The organism is Streptomyces sp. NPDC017246, assembly GCF_044331325.1.
Classification (GTDB): domain Bacteria; phylum Actinomycetota; class Actinomycetes; order Streptomycetales; family Streptomycetaceae; genus Streptomyces.
Genome location: NZ_JBIRMW010000025.1, coordinates 62,053 through 78,133, shown reverse-complemented (window position 1 = coordinate 78,133; position 16,081 = coordinate 62,053). Strand labels below are relative to the sequence as shown.

The following is a 16,081-nucleotide window of genomic DNA, read 5'->3' as shown; positions in this document are numbered from 1 at the left end:
GTTGAACCTGCTGATGCGCACGCTGGTGGCCAGGATGGCGGCGAAGGCGATGAGCAGGCCCATGGCCAGTCCGTTGAGGACGCTTGTGGGGGTGACGGCGAACGCGATGCGGATGCTGCTCCCGCCGACCGACCAGCCCTGGAAGATCCGCGCGGCCACCACGGCGACGCCCCAGCCGACCGCGACCCCGATGGCCACGCCCGGCAGTGCGGACAGCAACGCGTAGGTCGCGCCTTCGAGTGTGAAGGACCCGACGAGCCGCGAGCGCTTCATCCCCACGGCCCGCACCATGCCCATCTGGGACTTCCGCTCCTCGCCGAGCATCACGAAGATGTTCACCAGGAGCAGTGCGCCGGCGATGATGCTGAAACTGCCGATCATGAGGAACAGTGCGCCGAGGGAGTCCCCGGCCTGCTTCGCGTCGCGCAGGACCGTCTGCTTTGGCGTCTCGATCTCCGTCTGCCCGGCGAGGGGGCCCAGAGCCTGCCGGATGTCGGCTGTCACCTGGTCGGTCAGGGCTTCGCCGCTCTCGACGCCGCCTCGGTTGGAGACGAAGGTGACCGAGCGTGGTTCCGCACCGGCAGCCCGGGCGGCGGAGCCCAGGGTCCCTGGCGCCAGGAACGCGTCGCGGTTCAGCCTGCCACCGAGGCCCACACCGGCCAGCCCTTCTTCCGGCAGCACACGCTCGACCCGGTACGTCCCCGGAACTCCGAACAGGTACAGCGTGACCGGGTCCCCAGCCTTCACACTCAGGGACCGGGCCAGCGGCTCGTTGACCACGACCTGTCCTGGCTTCGGATTCGGTCCGCCGAGACCGGAGTCGCCCCCCGCCGCGCCGAAGCGCGCCGCCTTCTCGAAGTCCATCTGCCAGGCCAGGACGCGTGGCTCGGCAGCTGTGCGGTCGTCGGTGGTGCTGACAGCCGATGCCTGGGTGGCCTGGGCGTTCAGTACTCCGTCGATGTCGGGGTCGCCCGCCAGGGCGGCCAGCCGTTCCGTCACGGCGCGCCCTGTCGGGCCGGGGGGTGCTACGACGCGCTCGTCCACGGGCCCCAGGGTCCGGTACGCCTCCTGCCGTACGGAGAAGTTCAGGGTGTCGCCGACGACCAGGGCCCCGATGACGATGGCCGTTCCGAGCATCGACCCGCCGATCACCAGCGCTGCCTCGGTGCGCCGTCGGGCGACCTGCCGGAAGGCCAGCCGCCGTGACACCGGCTGCCGGACGGCGACCAGCACCAGGGCCGCGAGGGCGAGCGCCAGGGCGGTGAGCAGCGGGATGAGGAGGTTCGGGTACATGCTCAGCCCAAGGGGAGGTCGGGGCTCGGGGCTCGGGCGGTGACGGTCTGGCGGACGTCGTCGACCAGCTGCCCGTCGTGCATCCGGATGAGCCGTGGGACACGCGCGCCGATGGCGCTGTCGTGGGTGACCAGGACGATCGTCTGGCTCTCGTCCTGGTTGAGCTCGCACAGCAGGTCCATGACCTGGTCGGCCATCGCACTGTCGAGGTTGCCCGTCGGTTCGTCCGCCCACACGATGGCCGGGCGTCCCGCCAGGGCGCGGGCGATGGTCACCCGCTGTTGTTCACCCCCGGACAGCTCGCTCGGCCGGTGCTCGACCCGGTGGCCCAGGTCCACCCGGTCGAGCATGTCCAGCGCCCTGCGACGGGCTTCGCGCGGCCGGGTGCCCACGAGCAGGAGGGGCAGTTCGACGTTCTCCACCGCGGAGAAGACGGGGATGAGGTTGAACGCCTGGAAGACGAAGCCCATGGTGTGGGCCCGGTGCTCCGTCCGCGCCCCGTCCGACATCGCGAACAGGTCGTGGCCGTCGACCTCCACCCTGCCGGCGTCGATGTCGTCGAGCCCGGACAGACAGTTCAGCAGCGTGGTCTTTCCGGAACCGGACGGCCCCATGACCGCCACCATCTCTCCGTGGCGCACGACGAGATCCAGGTCGAGCAGGGCGGTGACCTCGACGGAGCCCGTTCGGTAGATCTTGCGTACCCCGGTGGCGACGAGGAGTGCCCGGTCGGCGTTCATGTCTCCCATACCAACCTCCGGAAGGAACGGGTGGCTACGGCCACCCAGGCCCGGAAGCGGGCCGAAAGGCCCAATCGCCGGGTCACCGCGAGGTCCGAAGGAGCGGCCTCGCCGCCGCGGTCAGGCATCCGCGTTCGCCCGGGCACGTCGCCGGACAGCGGTGGCGGCCAGGGTTCCGGCGCCCGTCGCGGTGACGGCGAGGAGGACGAACCCCCACGTGTAGTCGTGCGCGACGCTGTCGACCGCTCCCATCACGAGGGGTGGGAAGAAGCCTCCGAGACCGCCCGCCGCCCCGACCACTCCCGTGACCGAGCCGACCCGCTCGGCCGGAACCAGACGTGCCACGAGCGCGAAGACCGCCCCGGACCCGGCGCCCAGGCCGGCGGCCATACCGAAGAAGGCCGCCGTCCCCACGGGGACCAGGCCGGCCTCGAACGCCGCGACCAGGGCACACACGGAGACGAGCCCGTACGAAACCGTCAGCACGGGCACGGGACCGATACGGTCCGACAGCCAGCCGCCCACGGGTCGCATTGCCACGGCGAGGACGACGAATCCCGCGGTCCTCAGTGCCGCGTCGGAGCGCCCCAGCTCGTAGGCCCTGGTGAGGTAGGTCGGAAGATAGACGCTGAACGCGACGAACCCGCCGAAGGAGACGGCGTACAGGAACGCCAACTGCCACGTGGCCGTTGTGCGCATGGCCGATGTCGTGCGCGAGAACAGCGACCCCGCCGCCGTCGCGCGCCCCGGCCTGTCGCGGAGGAGGAACCAGGCCGCCCCGGCGTACATGGCGAGGCAGCCGGCCACGAGATCGAAGGGGAAGGAACGTCCGACAGCGTCGGCGAGCTGGACCGTGGTGAACGCCGACAGGGCCGTACCTCCGGTGCCGATCCCGAAGATCCCGAGGGCGACGCCCCGCCGTGCGGGTGGGTACCAGGCGTTGACGAAGGGCACACCGACGGCGAAGGCAGTTCCCCCGAGCCCGAGGAGGAAGCCGCCTGCGAGCACCTCGGCAAGCGAGTCGGCCAGGTGGCCCAGGTACAGAACGGGGACGATTGTCAGGGCCGCGACGAGGGGGAAGACCCGGCGTGCCCCCCAGCGGTCCGTCAGAGCCCCCGCCGGGATCCGGCCGAGCGCGCCGATCACCACCGGAACGGCGACCACCAGCGACTGCTCGAGGGAGCTGAGCCCCAGGTCGTCCCGGAGGCGCGGGCCGAGTGGGCCCAACAGCGCCCACGCCCAGAAACAGAGAGTGAACCCGACGGTGGCGAGGAACAGCATCTGCCACGGTCGCGGTGCGTCCGCGACTGGTGGGATCCCCGAGTCCCGGACCATGGTGGCCTCCCGGCAGTGATCCGCATGGGCGGGCGTGAGCCTGCTGTTCCCCACCCTCCGGCCGTCGGGATCCCGGCTCCAGGGGCCGCTTGTTCCCTTCCCTGCCCGTCCGGCCCCCCGCCAGGGACCGGACGGCCCTGTGCTGGGCATCCTGGGGCGGCGCACGGTGGTGTGGCGGACAGGCCGGAGGCAGGGGCATCCGGTTCCTGCCGGTTCTGCCGTTGGGAGGTGTGAGTGACGATGATGTTCTGGTACGGCGACGGCATGAACGGATGGGGCTGGTTCGCCATGTCAGCAGGGATGGTGCTGTTCTGGGGCCTTCTCATCACCGTCGCGGTGATGCTCTTCCGCACCTTGGGCCGGCCTGCGGAACGACTGTCGGAGTCTCGGCCCGCCACGTCGGCCGAGCAGATCCTGGGCGAGCGACTGGCGCGTGGTGAGATCGAGGAGGAGGAGTACCGTCGGCGCCTGGCCGCCCTGCGCAGCGCGGAACCGTGAACCCCATCACCGACCGGGATGCGAGCGGGAGCGTGGCCGGTCACCCTGGGAACATGACCGGTCCGAGGCCCGGGGACCCGGGCAGACTCCCAGACGCGCTCCGTGAGCTGACCGCACGGCACGGAGGGCCTGAGGGTCTGCTGCCGGCCGAGCTGGAACGCGCCAGGTCGGGCACCGTCGAAGGGCCGGAGGCGTGGGCGCCCCGGGCCGCGGCGGCGGCCGGACTGCCGGCCGCCGCGGGGCTCGGCCCCGCCACCTTCTTCGCCGATCTCGCCGCCCCGCGCGGCGAGCGGCACGTGCGGGTGTGCACCGCGACGGCGTGCTTCGCAGCGCGGGGTGGACAGCACCTGGCGGAGGTCGAACGGGCACTCGGAGTGGTGGCGGGCTCGGCCGACGAGACGCGTTCGACCTCGCTGCAGGCGGTGCATTGCCTCGGCTACTGCTACGCGGGCCCCGCCGCCCTCGACGGCACCCTGCCCTGTACCGGCCCGGACCTGGCCGATCAACTCGGCCGGCGGACGGAACCACGTGTGCCGGACATCCCCACGGCCGACACCACCAGGGCGCCCATCCTGCTGGCCGGCATCGTGGGAGGGCACTCCGCCTGGGACGTGTGGCGCGCGGCGGTCGCCGAGCTGCGGCCCGAGGACGTACGGGAGGAGATCGCCGCGTCGGGACTGCGCGGGCGAGGGGGCGCGGGATTCCCGGTGGCGGACAAGTGGGCCGCAGCGGCGGGAAAACCGGACGCGGTCGTGATCGCCAACGGGGACGAGGGGGACCCGGGCTCGTACGCCGACCGGCTGCTCATGGAGGAGGACCCCGATCGCGTCCTCACGGGACTGGCCCTGGCCTGCTTCGCCTCCGGTGCCCGGCGCGGGGTCGTCCTGGTGCGCTCCGAGTATCCGAGAGCCATGGCCCGGCTGCGTCGGGCGGTGGAGCGCGCGACGGAGGCGGGATGCCTTCCCGCCTCCGTCGAGGCAGCCGGTCCGTGGCCGTTCGTCGAGATCGTCGAAGGAGCAGGTTCCTATGTCGCCGGCGAGGAGACCGCCCTCATCGCCCGCCTGGAAGGGGCTCGCGGCTGTGCGCGCCCGCGGCCCCCGTACCCCACGGACCACGGCCTGTGGGACAGCCCGACGGTGGTCAACAACGTGGAGACCCTCGCGGCCGTGCCCTGGATCGTCGCCCACGGCGGCGCGGCCTACGCACGACGTGGAGTACGGGACGAGACCGGCACCAAGCTGGTGTGCCTGTCCGAGCGCTTCGCACGGCCCGGCGCATACGAGGTCGAGCTCGGCACCCCCGTAGACGAGATCTGCACCCGGTTCGGCGGTGGACTCAAGGGCGGCCACGAGCTCGTCGTCCTTCAGATCGGAGGGCCCCTCGGCGGCTTCCTCGCCGGGACCGCGCTCGGCGTCCCGCTCACCACGGCAGCGCTCGCCGAGCGCGGCGCCGCCCTCGGCCACGCCGGCATGGTCGCCTTCGACGCCGACATCGATCCGCACGAACTGCTCCGGCACATCTGGGAGTTCGCCGCCGATGAGAGCTGCGGGGCCTGTTCGCCCTGCCGGGTCGGCACCCGGCGAGGAGGCGAACTCACGCAGGGCCGACGCGGGCCCGGGGAGACCTACGAACGTCTGGCACGGCTGATGGGCGAGGCGAGTCTCTGCGCGTTCGGCCGCCGCGTTCCCGCTGCCGTCCGCAGCCTGGCCCGCGCCTACGGGCCGGCACTGGAAGGATGGGACCGATGACCCGGCTCCAGGTCGACGGCGTTCCGGTCGAACTGCCCGCCGGGTCCTCCCTGCTTGACGCGGTGCGTGCCACCGGAGCCGAACTGCCCACCCTCTGCCACGACGACCGTCTCCGGCCGGTCGGCTCATGCCGGACCTGCCTGGTCCGCGCCGACGGGCGGACCGTCGCCGCATGCGTCACGCCCGTGACGCCGGGCCTCACCGTCGACACCGCCGACGAGGGTGTGCGGAACCTGCGCCGGGACGCGGTCGGCCTGATCGTCTCGGCGCTTCCGCCGCACGCGCTTGCCGACAGCGCACACAGTGAACTCGCCGGAGTGTGCCGGGACTTGGAGATCCCTGCGGACACAGCAGCCGGTGACCTCGCGCGCGGGCGGGACGAGACCCACCCGTACGTCCATCTCGACCAAGACCTGTGCATCGCGTGCGGGCGCTGCGTCCGCATGTGTGCGGATGTCCAGGGCACGTTCGCACTCACCCTCACCGGGCGCGGTGCCGACACGGTCGTCGCCCCGGGGACCGGTGGCACCTGGGCCGACTCCGACTGCGTGTCCTGTGGCAGCTGCGTCGACACCTGCCCGACGGGAGCGATCACCCAGCCGGGACCCGGGCAGGGCCTCACCTCGCGGCAAGCCCCCACCGACCGCGTGCGGACCACCTGCGGCTACTGCGGAGTCGGCTGCGCCCTCGACGTCGTCGTCCGCGAGGACCGCGTCGCCGCCGTGCTTCCCGCCCGGGACGGGCCCGTCAACCGAGGCCACGCCTGCGTCAAAGGCCGCTTCGCCTACGGATACCTCGGCTCCGTCGAACGTCTCACCGAACCCCTGGTCCGCGAGAACGGGGCTCTGAGGGAAGCGAGTTGGGCCGAGGCGGTCGCCCGGGTCGCCGACGGCCTGCGCGCGGCGGTACGGGACGGCGGCCCCGACGCGGTCGCCGCGATCTCCTCCGCCCGTGCCACCAACGAGGAGAACTACCTCGTTCAGAAGCTCCTTCGGACCGTCATCGGCACCAACAACGTCGACAACTGCTCCCGCCTGTGTCACGCGCCTTCCGCCGCGGGACTCACCGCCTCCTTCGGACACGCCGGCGGCACCGACCCCTTCGACGACGTCGAGACCGCCGACTGCCTCCTGGTCGTCGGCGCCAATCCCGTCGAAGCCCACCCCGTCGTCGGCGCCCGCCTCCTCCAGCGGGCACTTGCCGGTGCCTCGCTGATCGTGGCCGACCCCCGTACTGTCGGACTCGCCCACCATGCCGACGTGCACCTGCGTCCGCGCCCCGGAACGAACGTCGCTCTCTTCCACGGCCTTGCCCACGTCCTCGTCGACGAAGGCATGACGGACCCGGGCTTCCTCCGCGATCGCGCCACCGGACTGGACGAACTCGCCGACCTGCTGGCCGACTACCCGCCCGAGAGGGTCGCCGGGATCACCGGCGTCCCCGCCGGCGACATCAGGACGGCCGCCCGACTCTACGGCCGCGCCGAGCGTCCGGCCGTCCTGTACGGGCTCGGTGTCACCGAGCACCTGCACGGAACCGACGGCGTGCGGGCCCTTGCGAACCTCCCCATCCTGCGCGGGGCCGTCGGAGGCACCGGCCGCGGGTTCGGCATCAGCCCCCTGCGTGGGCAGAACAACGTCCAGGGCGCGTCCGACATGGGCGCCCTGCCCGACCTGCTCCCGGGCTACGGCCGGGTCACCGACCCGGAGGCCCGCGCCCGTGCCGAGGTGGTGTGGGGCCGGCCGGTCCCCGAGCGGCCCGGCATGCGCATCCCCGAGATGTTCGCGGCGGCTCGGGAGGGCCGCCTGCGGGCGCTGTGGATCATCGGTGAGGACGTGTGCGCGACCGACCCCGACAGCCGGCGTGTCGCCGAGGCCCTCGACGCCTGCCCGCTGGTCGTCGTCAACGAGCTGTTCCTCGGGGAGACCGCCCACCACGCCGATGTCGTCCTGCCCGTGGCGTCGTGGCTGGAGAAGGACGGGACCTTCGTCAACTTCGACCGACGCTTCCAGCGCGTACGGCAGGCGGTGACTCCGCCGGGCTCGGCGCGCTCCGACTTCGAGGTCGTGCACGCGGTCGCCGAGGCCCTCGATGCCGACCTGGACTGCTCCACCCCAGCGGCCGCGCTCGCCGAGTGCGGCCGTGTGACGCCTCTCTTCGCGGGTCTCTCGCACGAGCGCCTCGACCGTGAGGGGGCTGTGCCCTGGCCCTGTCCCGTGCCGGGCCGGCCGGGCGAACGCACCCTGTACGCTGCAGAGTTCGCGACTTCTGACGGCCGCGCCCACCTGTCGGCGGCTCCCTATCTGCCTCCCGGCGAGGAGCCGGACCAGGACTATCCGCTGGTGCTCGTCACCGGTCGCCGATGGGCCCACTACAACTCCGGGAGCATGACACGGCGCGGCGGCAACCTGCTCCTCGACGCCTCTGACCGCCTGGACCTGACCGCGGAGGACGCCGCCCGGTTCGGTGTACGGGACGGCGCTCCGGTCACCGTCGAGAGCCGTCACGGACAGGCGCGACTCGTCGCCCGCGTCGGGACGGAACTCGCCCCCGGGCAGGTCTTCTGTGCGTTCCACTTCCCGGCCAGCGGCGTCAACTCCCTCACCTCGGAGCACGCCGACACCGTGACCTCGTGTCCGGAGTACAAGGTCACGGCGGTACGGCTGCGTCCGACGGCGCCCCAGAACTGACCGGCACCGATCAGTCGTGGGGAACGAGCGCCACGGGCACCGGGCTGTGGTGCAGGACGGCGTGGGCCACGCTGCCGATGTGTGCGCCGAGCGTCGAACGGCGGGTTCGCCGGCCCACCACCACGAGGGAGGCCTCCGAAGCGACCGCCACCAGTTCGAGTCCGGCCGATCCGACCGCCACGCGGGCGACCGCCTCGACGTCGGGATACTTCGCCCGCCAGGGCTCCAGCATGACCTCCACCGAACGCTTGATCTCCGGCACCATGGAAAGCCTGAAGTCCGGGACCATCGCGGGCCCCATTCCCGCGTGCAGCGGGAGCTGCTGTACGTACACGACGAGGACCTGGGTGTTCCGTCGCGCGGCTTCCTCGAAGGCGAAGCCCAACACGGAGTCCACGGGCTGCCGCACATCGGCCCCGACCACGACGGGGCCCCGCGGAGTGCTTCCCGGGCTGACGGCCCGTACGAGTACAACGGGGCGCGCGACGACACCGGCGACCGTCAGGCCGACCGAGCCGAGCAGGTAGCCGGCCACGCTGCCGAGTGCCCGCGAGCCGAGCACGAGCAGATCGCTCTCCTCAGCCGCGGCGACCAGCCCCGGAACGGGCCCCGAGGGCAGCACCTGGGAGGTCACCGACAGGCCGGGATGGCGCTCGCGCAGTCCACCGGCGGTGCGCGCCATCATCTCCCTGGCCCATGGTTCCTCGGACTCCCACTCCGCGAGCGACAGAACGGCCTCCGGCACCGGCTCCTCAGCGTGCACCAGATGCACGTCCGCGCCGCGGAGCAGCGCCTCCTCCGCCGCCCACTCCGCGGCGGCGTTCGCTTGTTCCGTACCGTCCAGGCCGACCACGATGCTCCGCGTCATGATCGTCCACCTCCTCGTTCGGTGTCATCGACGTCGTAGACGAGACGGGTGCTGGAGACGGAGACCACGCCGTCCACCGTCGCGCACATGCGCTCGATCGCCGGCACCATGCCCCGGAAGGGAAGCCTCCCGCCGAGCTCCACCCGCCCGTCGTGCACCTCTACGGCAAGCGCGGTCGGATCAAGACGCAGCGTGTCACCCAGCACGTCCTCGACGATCTCGAGGCGGATGTCCTCGTCCTCGCGGAGGTAGATGTCCAACAGGTCGCGGCGGCTCACGATGCCCGCCAACCGGTCGTCGCCGTCGACGACGACGAGGCGTTTGACCCCCTGGACCTCCATCAGTCGTGCCGCCTCCGCCACGGTCCACTCCGGGCGGGCACACACCGCAGGGGCGGACATCAGCTCTTCGGCGCGCGTTCCCTCGGCCTTCGCCCGTTCCCACTCCTCCAGGCCTGGAACGGCGGGCAGCCCACCCGGTGTGGCGACCTGGTCAGCGGTCTTGCGCAGCAGATCGCCCTCCGACACCACCCCGACGACCCTGCCGTCGCCGCCCACCACGGGCACAGCGGTCACCTGGTGCTGCGAGAGCGTGCGGGCGACCTCCTTGAACGGGGTGTCGCCGCGGACGCTCACTACATCACGGGTCATCAGCTGGTCGATCCTGCGGTGACGCATCACCCTCTCCTTCCTTGTGCGGACGCACTTGCCCCGACCGCCAGGCGAGCGGCGCAGCCGTCCCAGGTGTCGAGGACCGGATAGTCGTCCTCGGTGAGTTCCGTGCCGCTCTGTTCGGCGAGGGCTTCGACGAACTCGAGGAAGTCCAGCGAATCCATCTCGAACGTGTCCCGCAGGGACACGCCGGGATCGAGCCCGGTGAAGTCGGCGTCGGGGACGACACGCTGCACGGCTTGTCGGACGAACGCCTTTGCCTGGTCGTGGTTCACAGTTCCTCCGGTCGCTGCAGGAGCCGGTCCATGACGGTCAGGAAGCGCGCGCCGGTGGCGCCGTCGGCGGCTCGGTGGTCGGCGGAGAGTGTCGCCGTCACCACGGGACGGACTCCCAACAGGCCGTTCACGGCCACCGGCCGCTCGACTACCCGCCCGAAGCCGACGAGCGCGACCTGTGGCGGGTAGACGACACCGAACACGGCCTCGACACCCTGATCGCCGAGGTTCGTGACGGTGAGACTGGGGTCGGCGGTCTCGGACGCGCGAAGCCCGCCGCCCCGTGCCCGCGCCACCAGGTCCTTGAGCGCGGCCATCACCTCGGCCACGGAGAGCGCGTCGGCGTGGGCGAGGGCCGGGGCGGCAAGGCCACCGCCCCGCAAGGAGACGGCGACACCCAGCCGGACCTCCTCCGCCGGGACGAACCCGCTGTCGCCCCAGTGCCCGTTGAGCTCGGGTACCTTCCGCGCTGCCAGTGCGACCGCCTTGAGCATGAGCGCGGCGGGCACCAGGCGGGCGGACAAGGGCAGTTCGCGGTTGCGGGCATGCATCCATTCCAGGGCCGCCGCCATGTCCACGGTCGTGGAGAGGTAGAAGTGCGGGATCTCCCGCTTGGACCGGCTCATGAGCCGGGCGGTCGCCGCCCGTGCCGCGTCCGGGACGGCCGGCGGTGGTGCGCCCCCGGCTGCTGTGGCGGAACGGACATCCGCTGCGCGGACGGTGCCGCCTCGACCCGTGCCGGTCACCTCGGCGAGGTCGAGGCCGAGTTCCGTGGCCAGCCGCCGCGCGAGCGGTGAGGACTTCACGCGTGGTGGAGCGGGACGCCTCCCGGTCGAATCGTCGCTGTGCACCGGCTTCGCCGACCGTTTCGTCGGCGCGGTCCTCGCCTCGGTCCCGGATGCGATCGGCTTTCGTCGCGCCGGCTCCGCGCCCGACTGCCGTCCGGTCGCGGTGCGACTGGACTCCGAGGGCCGGGCGGACTTGCCGCGCTGCGGTGCTCGTGCAGTTTCCGGTTCCGCGTGTTCCACGTCCGCGCGTGTGATCCTTCCTCCCGGACCCGAACCGTGGACGGCGGCGATGTCGACGTGCCGGTCCTGGGCGAGTCTGCGGACCAGGGGCGTCGACGGGGGCCGGTCTGTGGTCGGCTTCGGCTTGCCTTCGGTGGTCGTGCCGATACGTGCCAGCGGGGTGCCGACGGGCACGGTGATGCCCTCGTCGACGAGGAGGGCGTCGACCGTACCGCTTTGGAAGCACTCCACCTCGATCGCTGACTTCGCTGTCTCGACCACTGCGACGACATCGCCCCGCGCCACCTGGTCGCCAGGGTGCACCAGCCACTGGGAGAGCGTGCCCTCGTCCATGTCGGCGCCCAGCGAGGGCATCGTGAACTCGGCCATCTCAGCTCACCACCCGCCGCGCCGCCGCCACGATTCCGGCCACCTGGGGGAGTGCCGCCTCCTCCAACTGACGGGCGTAGGGGATGGGGACCTCTGCGCTGCACACCCGTTCGACGGGCGCGTCGAGTTCGAAGAACGCCTGCTCGCAGATGCGCGACTCGATCTCGGCGGACAGACTGCCGCTGCGCCAGCCCTCGTCGACCACTACGGCCCGGTGGGTTTGCCGGACCGAGCCGAGGATCGTGGCGTCGTCCAGGGGCCGCAGCGTCCGTAGGTCGACGACCTCCGCGCTGATGCCCTCGCCCGCCATCGCCTCTGCTGCTTCGAGAGCCTTGGACACACAACCGCCGTAGGCGACGACGGTGACGTCGGTGCCCTCTCGCCGGATCGCCGCGCGGTCCAGGTCGACACTTCGGACCGACGGATCGAGGGTTCCGGCGGTGTTGTAGAGGCTCCCGTGCTCGAAGAGCAGCACCGGGTCGGGGTCGGCGAGTGCGGCCGACAGCATGTGGCGGGCGTCGTCGATCGTCGCCGGCGCCAGGACGCGGAGGCCGGGGATGTGGGCGTACCAGACCTCGAGACTGTGGGAGTGCTGGGCGGCCAGTTGCCGTCCGGCGCCCGTGGTCATCCGGATGACCAGCGGCACACCGAGCTGCCCGCCGGACATGTGCCTGAGGGTGGCCGCGTTGTTGAGGATCTGGTCGAGGGCCAGCAGGCTGAAGTTGACCGTCATGATCTCCACGACCGGCCGCAGCCCGGCCAGCGCGGCGCCGATCCCGGCTCCGACGAATGCGGACTCCGACAGAGGCGTGTCCCGGATTCGCTCCGGGCCGAACTCCTCCAGGAGACCGAGGCTCACCCCGAAGCAGCCGCCGTAGCGGCCCACGTCCTCGCCCATCAGGAAGACGCGGTCGTCCGATGTCAGGGCCTCGCGCATCGCCTCCCGCAGGGCCTCCCTGTATGTGGTGGTGCCGCTGTCGGGAGGCGCCCCCGGTCGCATCCGCGTGCTCATGACGAGGCCTCCTCGTGTCGGCCGGTGACATGGAGCAGCAGGTCTTCGGCCGGCTCCTCGGGAGCCTGTTCGGCCGCCTGGACGGCTCGGCCGATCTTCTCCACGACCTCGTGGTCCAGGGCCTCCAGGGCGGCCGTGTCGAGGCGACCGGAGCCACGCATGCCCTCGGCGAGACCTGTGATCGGGTCGTGTCGCTTCCACTCCTCGACCTCTTCCTTCGGCCGGTACCGGTCCGGGTCGTACATCGAGTGCGCGCGGAACCGATACGTCCGCATCTCCAGGAAGTGAGGTCCGCTGCCGGCGCGGATGGACTCGACCGCCCCGCGTGCCGCTTTCTCCACGGCGTGTACGTCCATGCCGTCGACGGCCCAGGCCGCCATGCCGTACGACGCTGCCCGCATCGCCAGGTCGGTCTGGGCGTGTTCGCGGGCGAGGGCCGTCCCCATCGCGTACAGGTTGTTCTCGCAGACGAAGAGCACGGGCAGTCCCCAGAGCGCCGTCAGGTTGGCGGTCTCGTGGAACTCGCCCTCGGCGAAGGCTCCGTCACCGAAGAAGCAGCAGGTCACCCGGGACTCGCCGCGCAACCGGTCGGCGAGTGCCAGACCTGCCGCGAGCGGCAGTCCGCCACCCACGATCGCGTTGCCGCCGTAGAAGCGTCGGCCGGAGTCGAAGAGGTGCATGGAGCCGCCGCGGCCGTGGCTGCACCCGGTGCTCTTCCCGTACATCTCCGCCATCACGGCCTCGGGCGGTACCCCACGGGCCAGTGCGTGGCCGTGCTCGCGGTAGGTGGAGACGACCGCGTCCGACTCGTCGAGCGCTTGGTGGACGCCGACCGCCACCGCCTCCTCGCCGATGTAGAGGTGGACGAAGCCCCGGATCGCCGCGTTGCTGTACAGCTCTACGCACCGTTCCTCGAATCGCCGGATGAGCAGCATCTGCCGCAGCAGGTCCAGGTCGTGGGCCGCCGCGGGAGTGCGGGAGATCGTCGCGGGTCCACGAGCGCGACGGGGGCGCTTCGTCTTCGGTGTCCCGGCGGACGTACCGCCGTGTGCGGTGGCCATCACGGCTCCTTCTCGGAGGGCTCGGCCGTCCCGGCCGGTTCGGGTGTCTCCAGCGTCGACACATCGCCTTCCGGCAAGCCCAGTTCGCGGGCCCGCAGCAGGCGGCGCATCACCTTTCCGCTGCGGGTGTGGGGCAGATCCTCGACGAACTCGATCTCCCGGGGGGCGACGGCCGGTCCGAGGCGCCGGCGGGCGAACGCCATCACGTCGCGCCGTAGACCGGCGTCGGGCGGATACTCGGGGCGCGGCAGCACGAACGCCTTGACGATCGCGCCGGCCAGCGGGTCGGGGCGTCCGATGACACCGGCTTCGGCGACCGCCGGATGCTCCATGAGCGCGCTCTCCACCTCGAACGGCCCGATGAGGTGCCCCGCGGACTTGATGACGTCGTCGGCGCGGCCCACGAACCAGTACCAGCCGCCGGTGTCACGGCTGACGAGATCGCCGGTCAGGTACCAGCTGTCGGCGAAGCACGCCTCGTAACGGCGTGGCTCGTGGAGATAGGCCCTGAACATCGACGGCCAGCCCGCCCGCAGGGCGAGCTCGCCCTGGGCACCCGGCTCCCGGAGGACGCGGACCCGCCCGTCTGTGATGGCAGCCCGGCCGTCCTCGCCGCACGCCAGTACGGCGGCCTCGACACCGGGGAGTGGGCGGCCCATCGAACCGGGCCGCACCGGATCGGCCGCAAAGTTGGCGATCATGATGGCACCCGTCTCGGTCTGCCACCAGGTGTCGTGGACCGGTAGCCCCAGCGCCTCCCGGCCCCAGTGCACGGCCTCGGGATTGAGGGGCTCACCGACACTCGCGACGAACCGGAGCGAAGAGAGGTCGTGACGCTCGGCGGGAGTCGGCTCGCCGCCGCGTGGTGCGGCCCGCATGAGCATGCGGAGCGCGGTGGGAGCGGTGTACCAGACGGTGACGTGCTGGTCGGCGAGGATCCCGTACCAGCGAGCGGGGGCGAAGTCCCCTTCGTCGACGACGGTCGTCACGCCGTGGGTGAGCGGGGCGATGATCCCGTACGACATGCCGGTGACCCAGCCGGGGTCGGCCGTGCACCAGAAGACGTCGCCCTCGTGCAGGTCCAGAGCGTAGGCGGCGGTGACGTGATGGGCGAGGACCGCCTCGTGCACGTGTACCGCGCCCTTGGGGGTGCCCGTCGTGCCGCTGGTGAAGTGCAACAGCGCCGGCTCCGCCGGATCGGTCGGACCCACTGTGTACGCGTCCGGCGCGGCGGCCGTGAGAGCGGGGAAGGAGAGGGTGTCCGGGGGCGGGTCGGACCCGGGGTCGAGAAGCAGAACGTGCCGCAGGTGCGGAAGACGGGACCGTACCGGGGCCACCTTGCGTTCGTACAGCTCCCGGGTCGTGACCAGCGCCCGGGCGTTTCCCAGCTTCATGCGCAGTGCGACGGGTTCGGGACCGAAGGCGCTGAACAGGGGACACAGGACTCGTCCGGCCCGCAGCGCTCCGAGGACGGTGCTGTACAGCTCGAACCGGCGGCCGAGGAGGGTGAACACCCGCTCGCCGCGTTCCAGGCCGAGCGTCTCCAGCGCGTGCGCGAAGCGGGAGCTCTCGGCCGCGAGCCGGGCGAAGGTGACCGTCTGGACGGATCCGTCGCGGGCGACGCAGCGAAGCGCGACGTGTTCGCCGTGGCCCTCGCGCAGGTGCCGGTCGACGGCCTCGTACCCGATGTTGATGCCGCCGTCCGGCAGTCCGGCGAGCCGGGACCGTTCCCGTCGCCAGGAGAAGACGGCCCGGGCGCTGTCGTAGTCGGGCATGACCGGTGCGACCCACAGGGCGTTCATCGCGGTGGCTCCACGTCGAGCGCGAGGTTGTCGTAGGCGTACTCGATCGATTCGTGCAGGGCGACGACTCCGTCGACCGAACGGCAGAGCCGCACGATCACGCGGATGTCGGCCCGCTCGGCGACCCGGCCCGTCAGCCCGACGACTCCGTCGTCGACGGTCACACGGATCGTGTCGGGGGCCAGGCGCAGAGTGTCGGCCAGGACGTCGTGCTCGATCTCGTCACGGATCGCGGTGTCGCTGCGCAGGAAGGGCCGCAGCAGGTCGCTGCGGCTGATGATCCCGACGAGTCGACCGGTCTCGTCGGTCACGGGCAGTCTCTTCACGGCCTTGCGCTGCATCGTCCGGGCCGTCTCGACGAGATTCCAGTTCGCCTGTGCCGTGAGGGCAGGCGAGGTCATCAGTTGGGCGGCCGTCTCCGCGTCGGGCAGCCCTCGCTCCTGCGACAGCAGCCGGACGCCGGCCCAACGGCCCTCCAGGTCCGGGAGCTCGGCGGTGGCCCGCAGCAGGTCGGCCTCCGAGACCACTCCGAGCAGGCGTCGGTCGGAGTCGACGACCGGGACCGCCGAGACATCGTGGTCGGCGAAGAGCCGGGCAATCTGCTTGAACGGGGTCTCTGGGGCCGCGGTGACCACATCGTGGGTCATCACCTCGAAAACCGTGCGGTGCTGCATGACGGTCCTCCTTCGGG

14 protein-coding genes are annotated in these 16,081 nt (G+C 71.7%); 3 read left to right on the top strand and 11 right to left on the bottom strand.

Annotated elements, in window-relative coordinates:
• The 3 genes from ACH4MY_RS36655 to ACH4MY_RS36645 form a co-directional block, all read right to left on the bottom strand.
• Window positions 1–1,293, bottom strand: a 1,293-nt coding sequence (locus tag ACH4MY_RS36655; RefSeq protein ID WP_398008951.1) for an ABC transporter permease, incomplete at its 3' end; no start/stop codon positions are given.
• Window positions 1,294–1,295: 2 nt separating this feature from the next.
• Entirely contained in the window at window positions 1,296–2,042 is a 747-nt protein-coding gene (locus ACH4MY_RS36650) for an ABC transporter ATP-binding protein (RefSeq protein WP_398008949.1), read from the bottom strand.
• A gap of 111 nt (window positions 2,043–2,153) precedes the next feature.
• Window positions 2,154–3,314, bottom strand: a complete 1,161-nt coding sequence (locus ACH4MY_RS36645) for a nitrate/nitrite transporter (protein ID WP_398008947.1) — start codon at window positions 3,312–3,314, stop codon at window positions 2,154–2,156.
• Window positions 3,315–3,608: 294 nt separating this feature from the next.
• Between ACH4MY_RS36645 and ACH4MY_RS36640 the strand changes: the two genes are divergently transcribed.
• From ACH4MY_RS36640 to fdhF, 3 genes are read left to right on the top strand one after another with little or no spacing between them, the layout of a single operon-like run.
• A complete protein-coding gene (locus ACH4MY_RS36640; protein ID WP_398008945.1) occupies window positions 3,609–3,866 on the top strand; it encodes an SHOCT domain-containing protein in 258 nt (85 codons plus the stop codon).
• Window positions 3,867–3,919: 53 nt separating this feature from the next.
• Entirely contained in the window at window positions 3,920–5,614 is a 1,695-nt protein-coding gene (locus ACH4MY_RS36635; RefSeq protein WP_398008943.1) for an NADH-ubiquinone oxidoreductase-F iron-sulfur binding region domain-containing protein, read from the top strand.
• A complete protein-coding gene (gene fdhF, locus ACH4MY_RS36630; RefSeq protein ID WP_398008941.1) occupies window positions 5,611–8,304 on the top strand; it encodes a formate dehydrogenase subunit alpha in 2,694 nt (897 codons plus the stop codon). The genes ACH4MY_RS36635 and fdhF overlap by 4 nt, the downstream gene beginning before the upstream one ends.
• Window positions 8,305–8,314: 10 nt before the next feature.
• Here the strand turns inward: fdhF and ACH4MY_RS36625 are convergent, their stop codons facing one another.
• From ACH4MY_RS36625 to ACH4MY_RS36590, 8 genes are read right to left on the bottom strand one after another with little or no spacing between them, the layout of a single operon-like run.
• Window positions 8,315–9,172: a universal stress protein gene (locus ACH4MY_RS36625; protein WP_398008939.1), complete on the bottom strand. Its 858-nt coding sequence runs from the start codon at window positions 9,170–9,172 to the stop codon at window positions 8,315–8,317.
• Window positions 9,169–9,849 carry a CBS domain-containing protein gene (locus tag ACH4MY_RS36620; protein ID WP_398008937.1) on the bottom strand — a complete coding sequence of 227 codons (681 nt, stop codon included), beginning with the start codon at window positions 9,847–9,849 and terminating at the stop codon, window positions 9,169–9,171. Before ACH4MY_RS36620 ends, ACH4MY_RS36625 begins: the two co-directional genes overlap by 4 nt.
• Entirely contained in the window at window positions 9,849–10,118 is a 270-nt protein-coding gene (locus tag ACH4MY_RS36615; protein WP_398008936.1) for a phosphopantetheine-binding protein, read from the bottom strand. Before ACH4MY_RS36615 ends, ACH4MY_RS36620 begins: the two co-directional genes overlap by 1 nt.
• Window positions 10,115–11,515 (bottom strand): dihydrolipoamide acetyltransferase family protein, encoded by a 1,401-nt coding sequence (locus tag ACH4MY_RS36610; RefSeq protein WP_398008934.1) that lies wholly within the window; start codon window positions 11,513–11,515, stop codon window positions 10,115–10,117. Before ACH4MY_RS36610 ends, ACH4MY_RS36615 begins: the two co-directional genes overlap by 4 nt.
• Window position 11,516: 1 nt before the next feature.
• Window positions 11,517–12,527 (bottom strand): alpha-ketoacid dehydrogenase subunit beta, encoded by a 1,011-nt coding sequence (locus ACH4MY_RS36605; RefSeq protein WP_398008932.1) that lies wholly within the window; start codon window positions 12,525–12,527, stop codon window positions 11,517–11,519.
• Window positions 12,524–13,588 carry a pyruvate dehydrogenase (acetyl-transferring) E1 component subunit alpha gene (pdhA, locus tag ACH4MY_RS36600; protein ID WP_398008930.1) on the bottom strand — a complete coding sequence of 355 codons (1,065 nt, stop codon included), beginning with the start codon at window positions 13,586–13,588 and terminating at the stop codon, window positions 12,524–12,526. The genes ACH4MY_RS36605 and pdhA overlap by 4 nt, the downstream gene beginning before the upstream one ends.
• The gene (gene acsA / locus ACH4MY_RS36595; RefSeq protein WP_398008928.1) at window positions 13,588–15,390 is read right to left on the bottom strand and encodes an acetate--CoA ligase; all 1,803 of its coding nucleotides are present in this window, start codon (window positions 15,388–15,390) and stop codon (window positions 13,588–13,590) included. Before acsA ends, pdhA begins: the two co-directional genes overlap by 1 nt.
• A complete protein-coding gene (locus tag ACH4MY_RS36590) occupies window positions 15,387–16,064 on the bottom strand; it encodes a CBS domain-containing protein (protein ID WP_398008926.1) in 678 nt (225 codons plus the stop codon). Before ACH4MY_RS36590 ends, acsA begins: the two co-directional genes overlap by 4 nt.
• Between the last annotated feature and the right edge of the window lie 17 nt (window positions 16,065–16,081).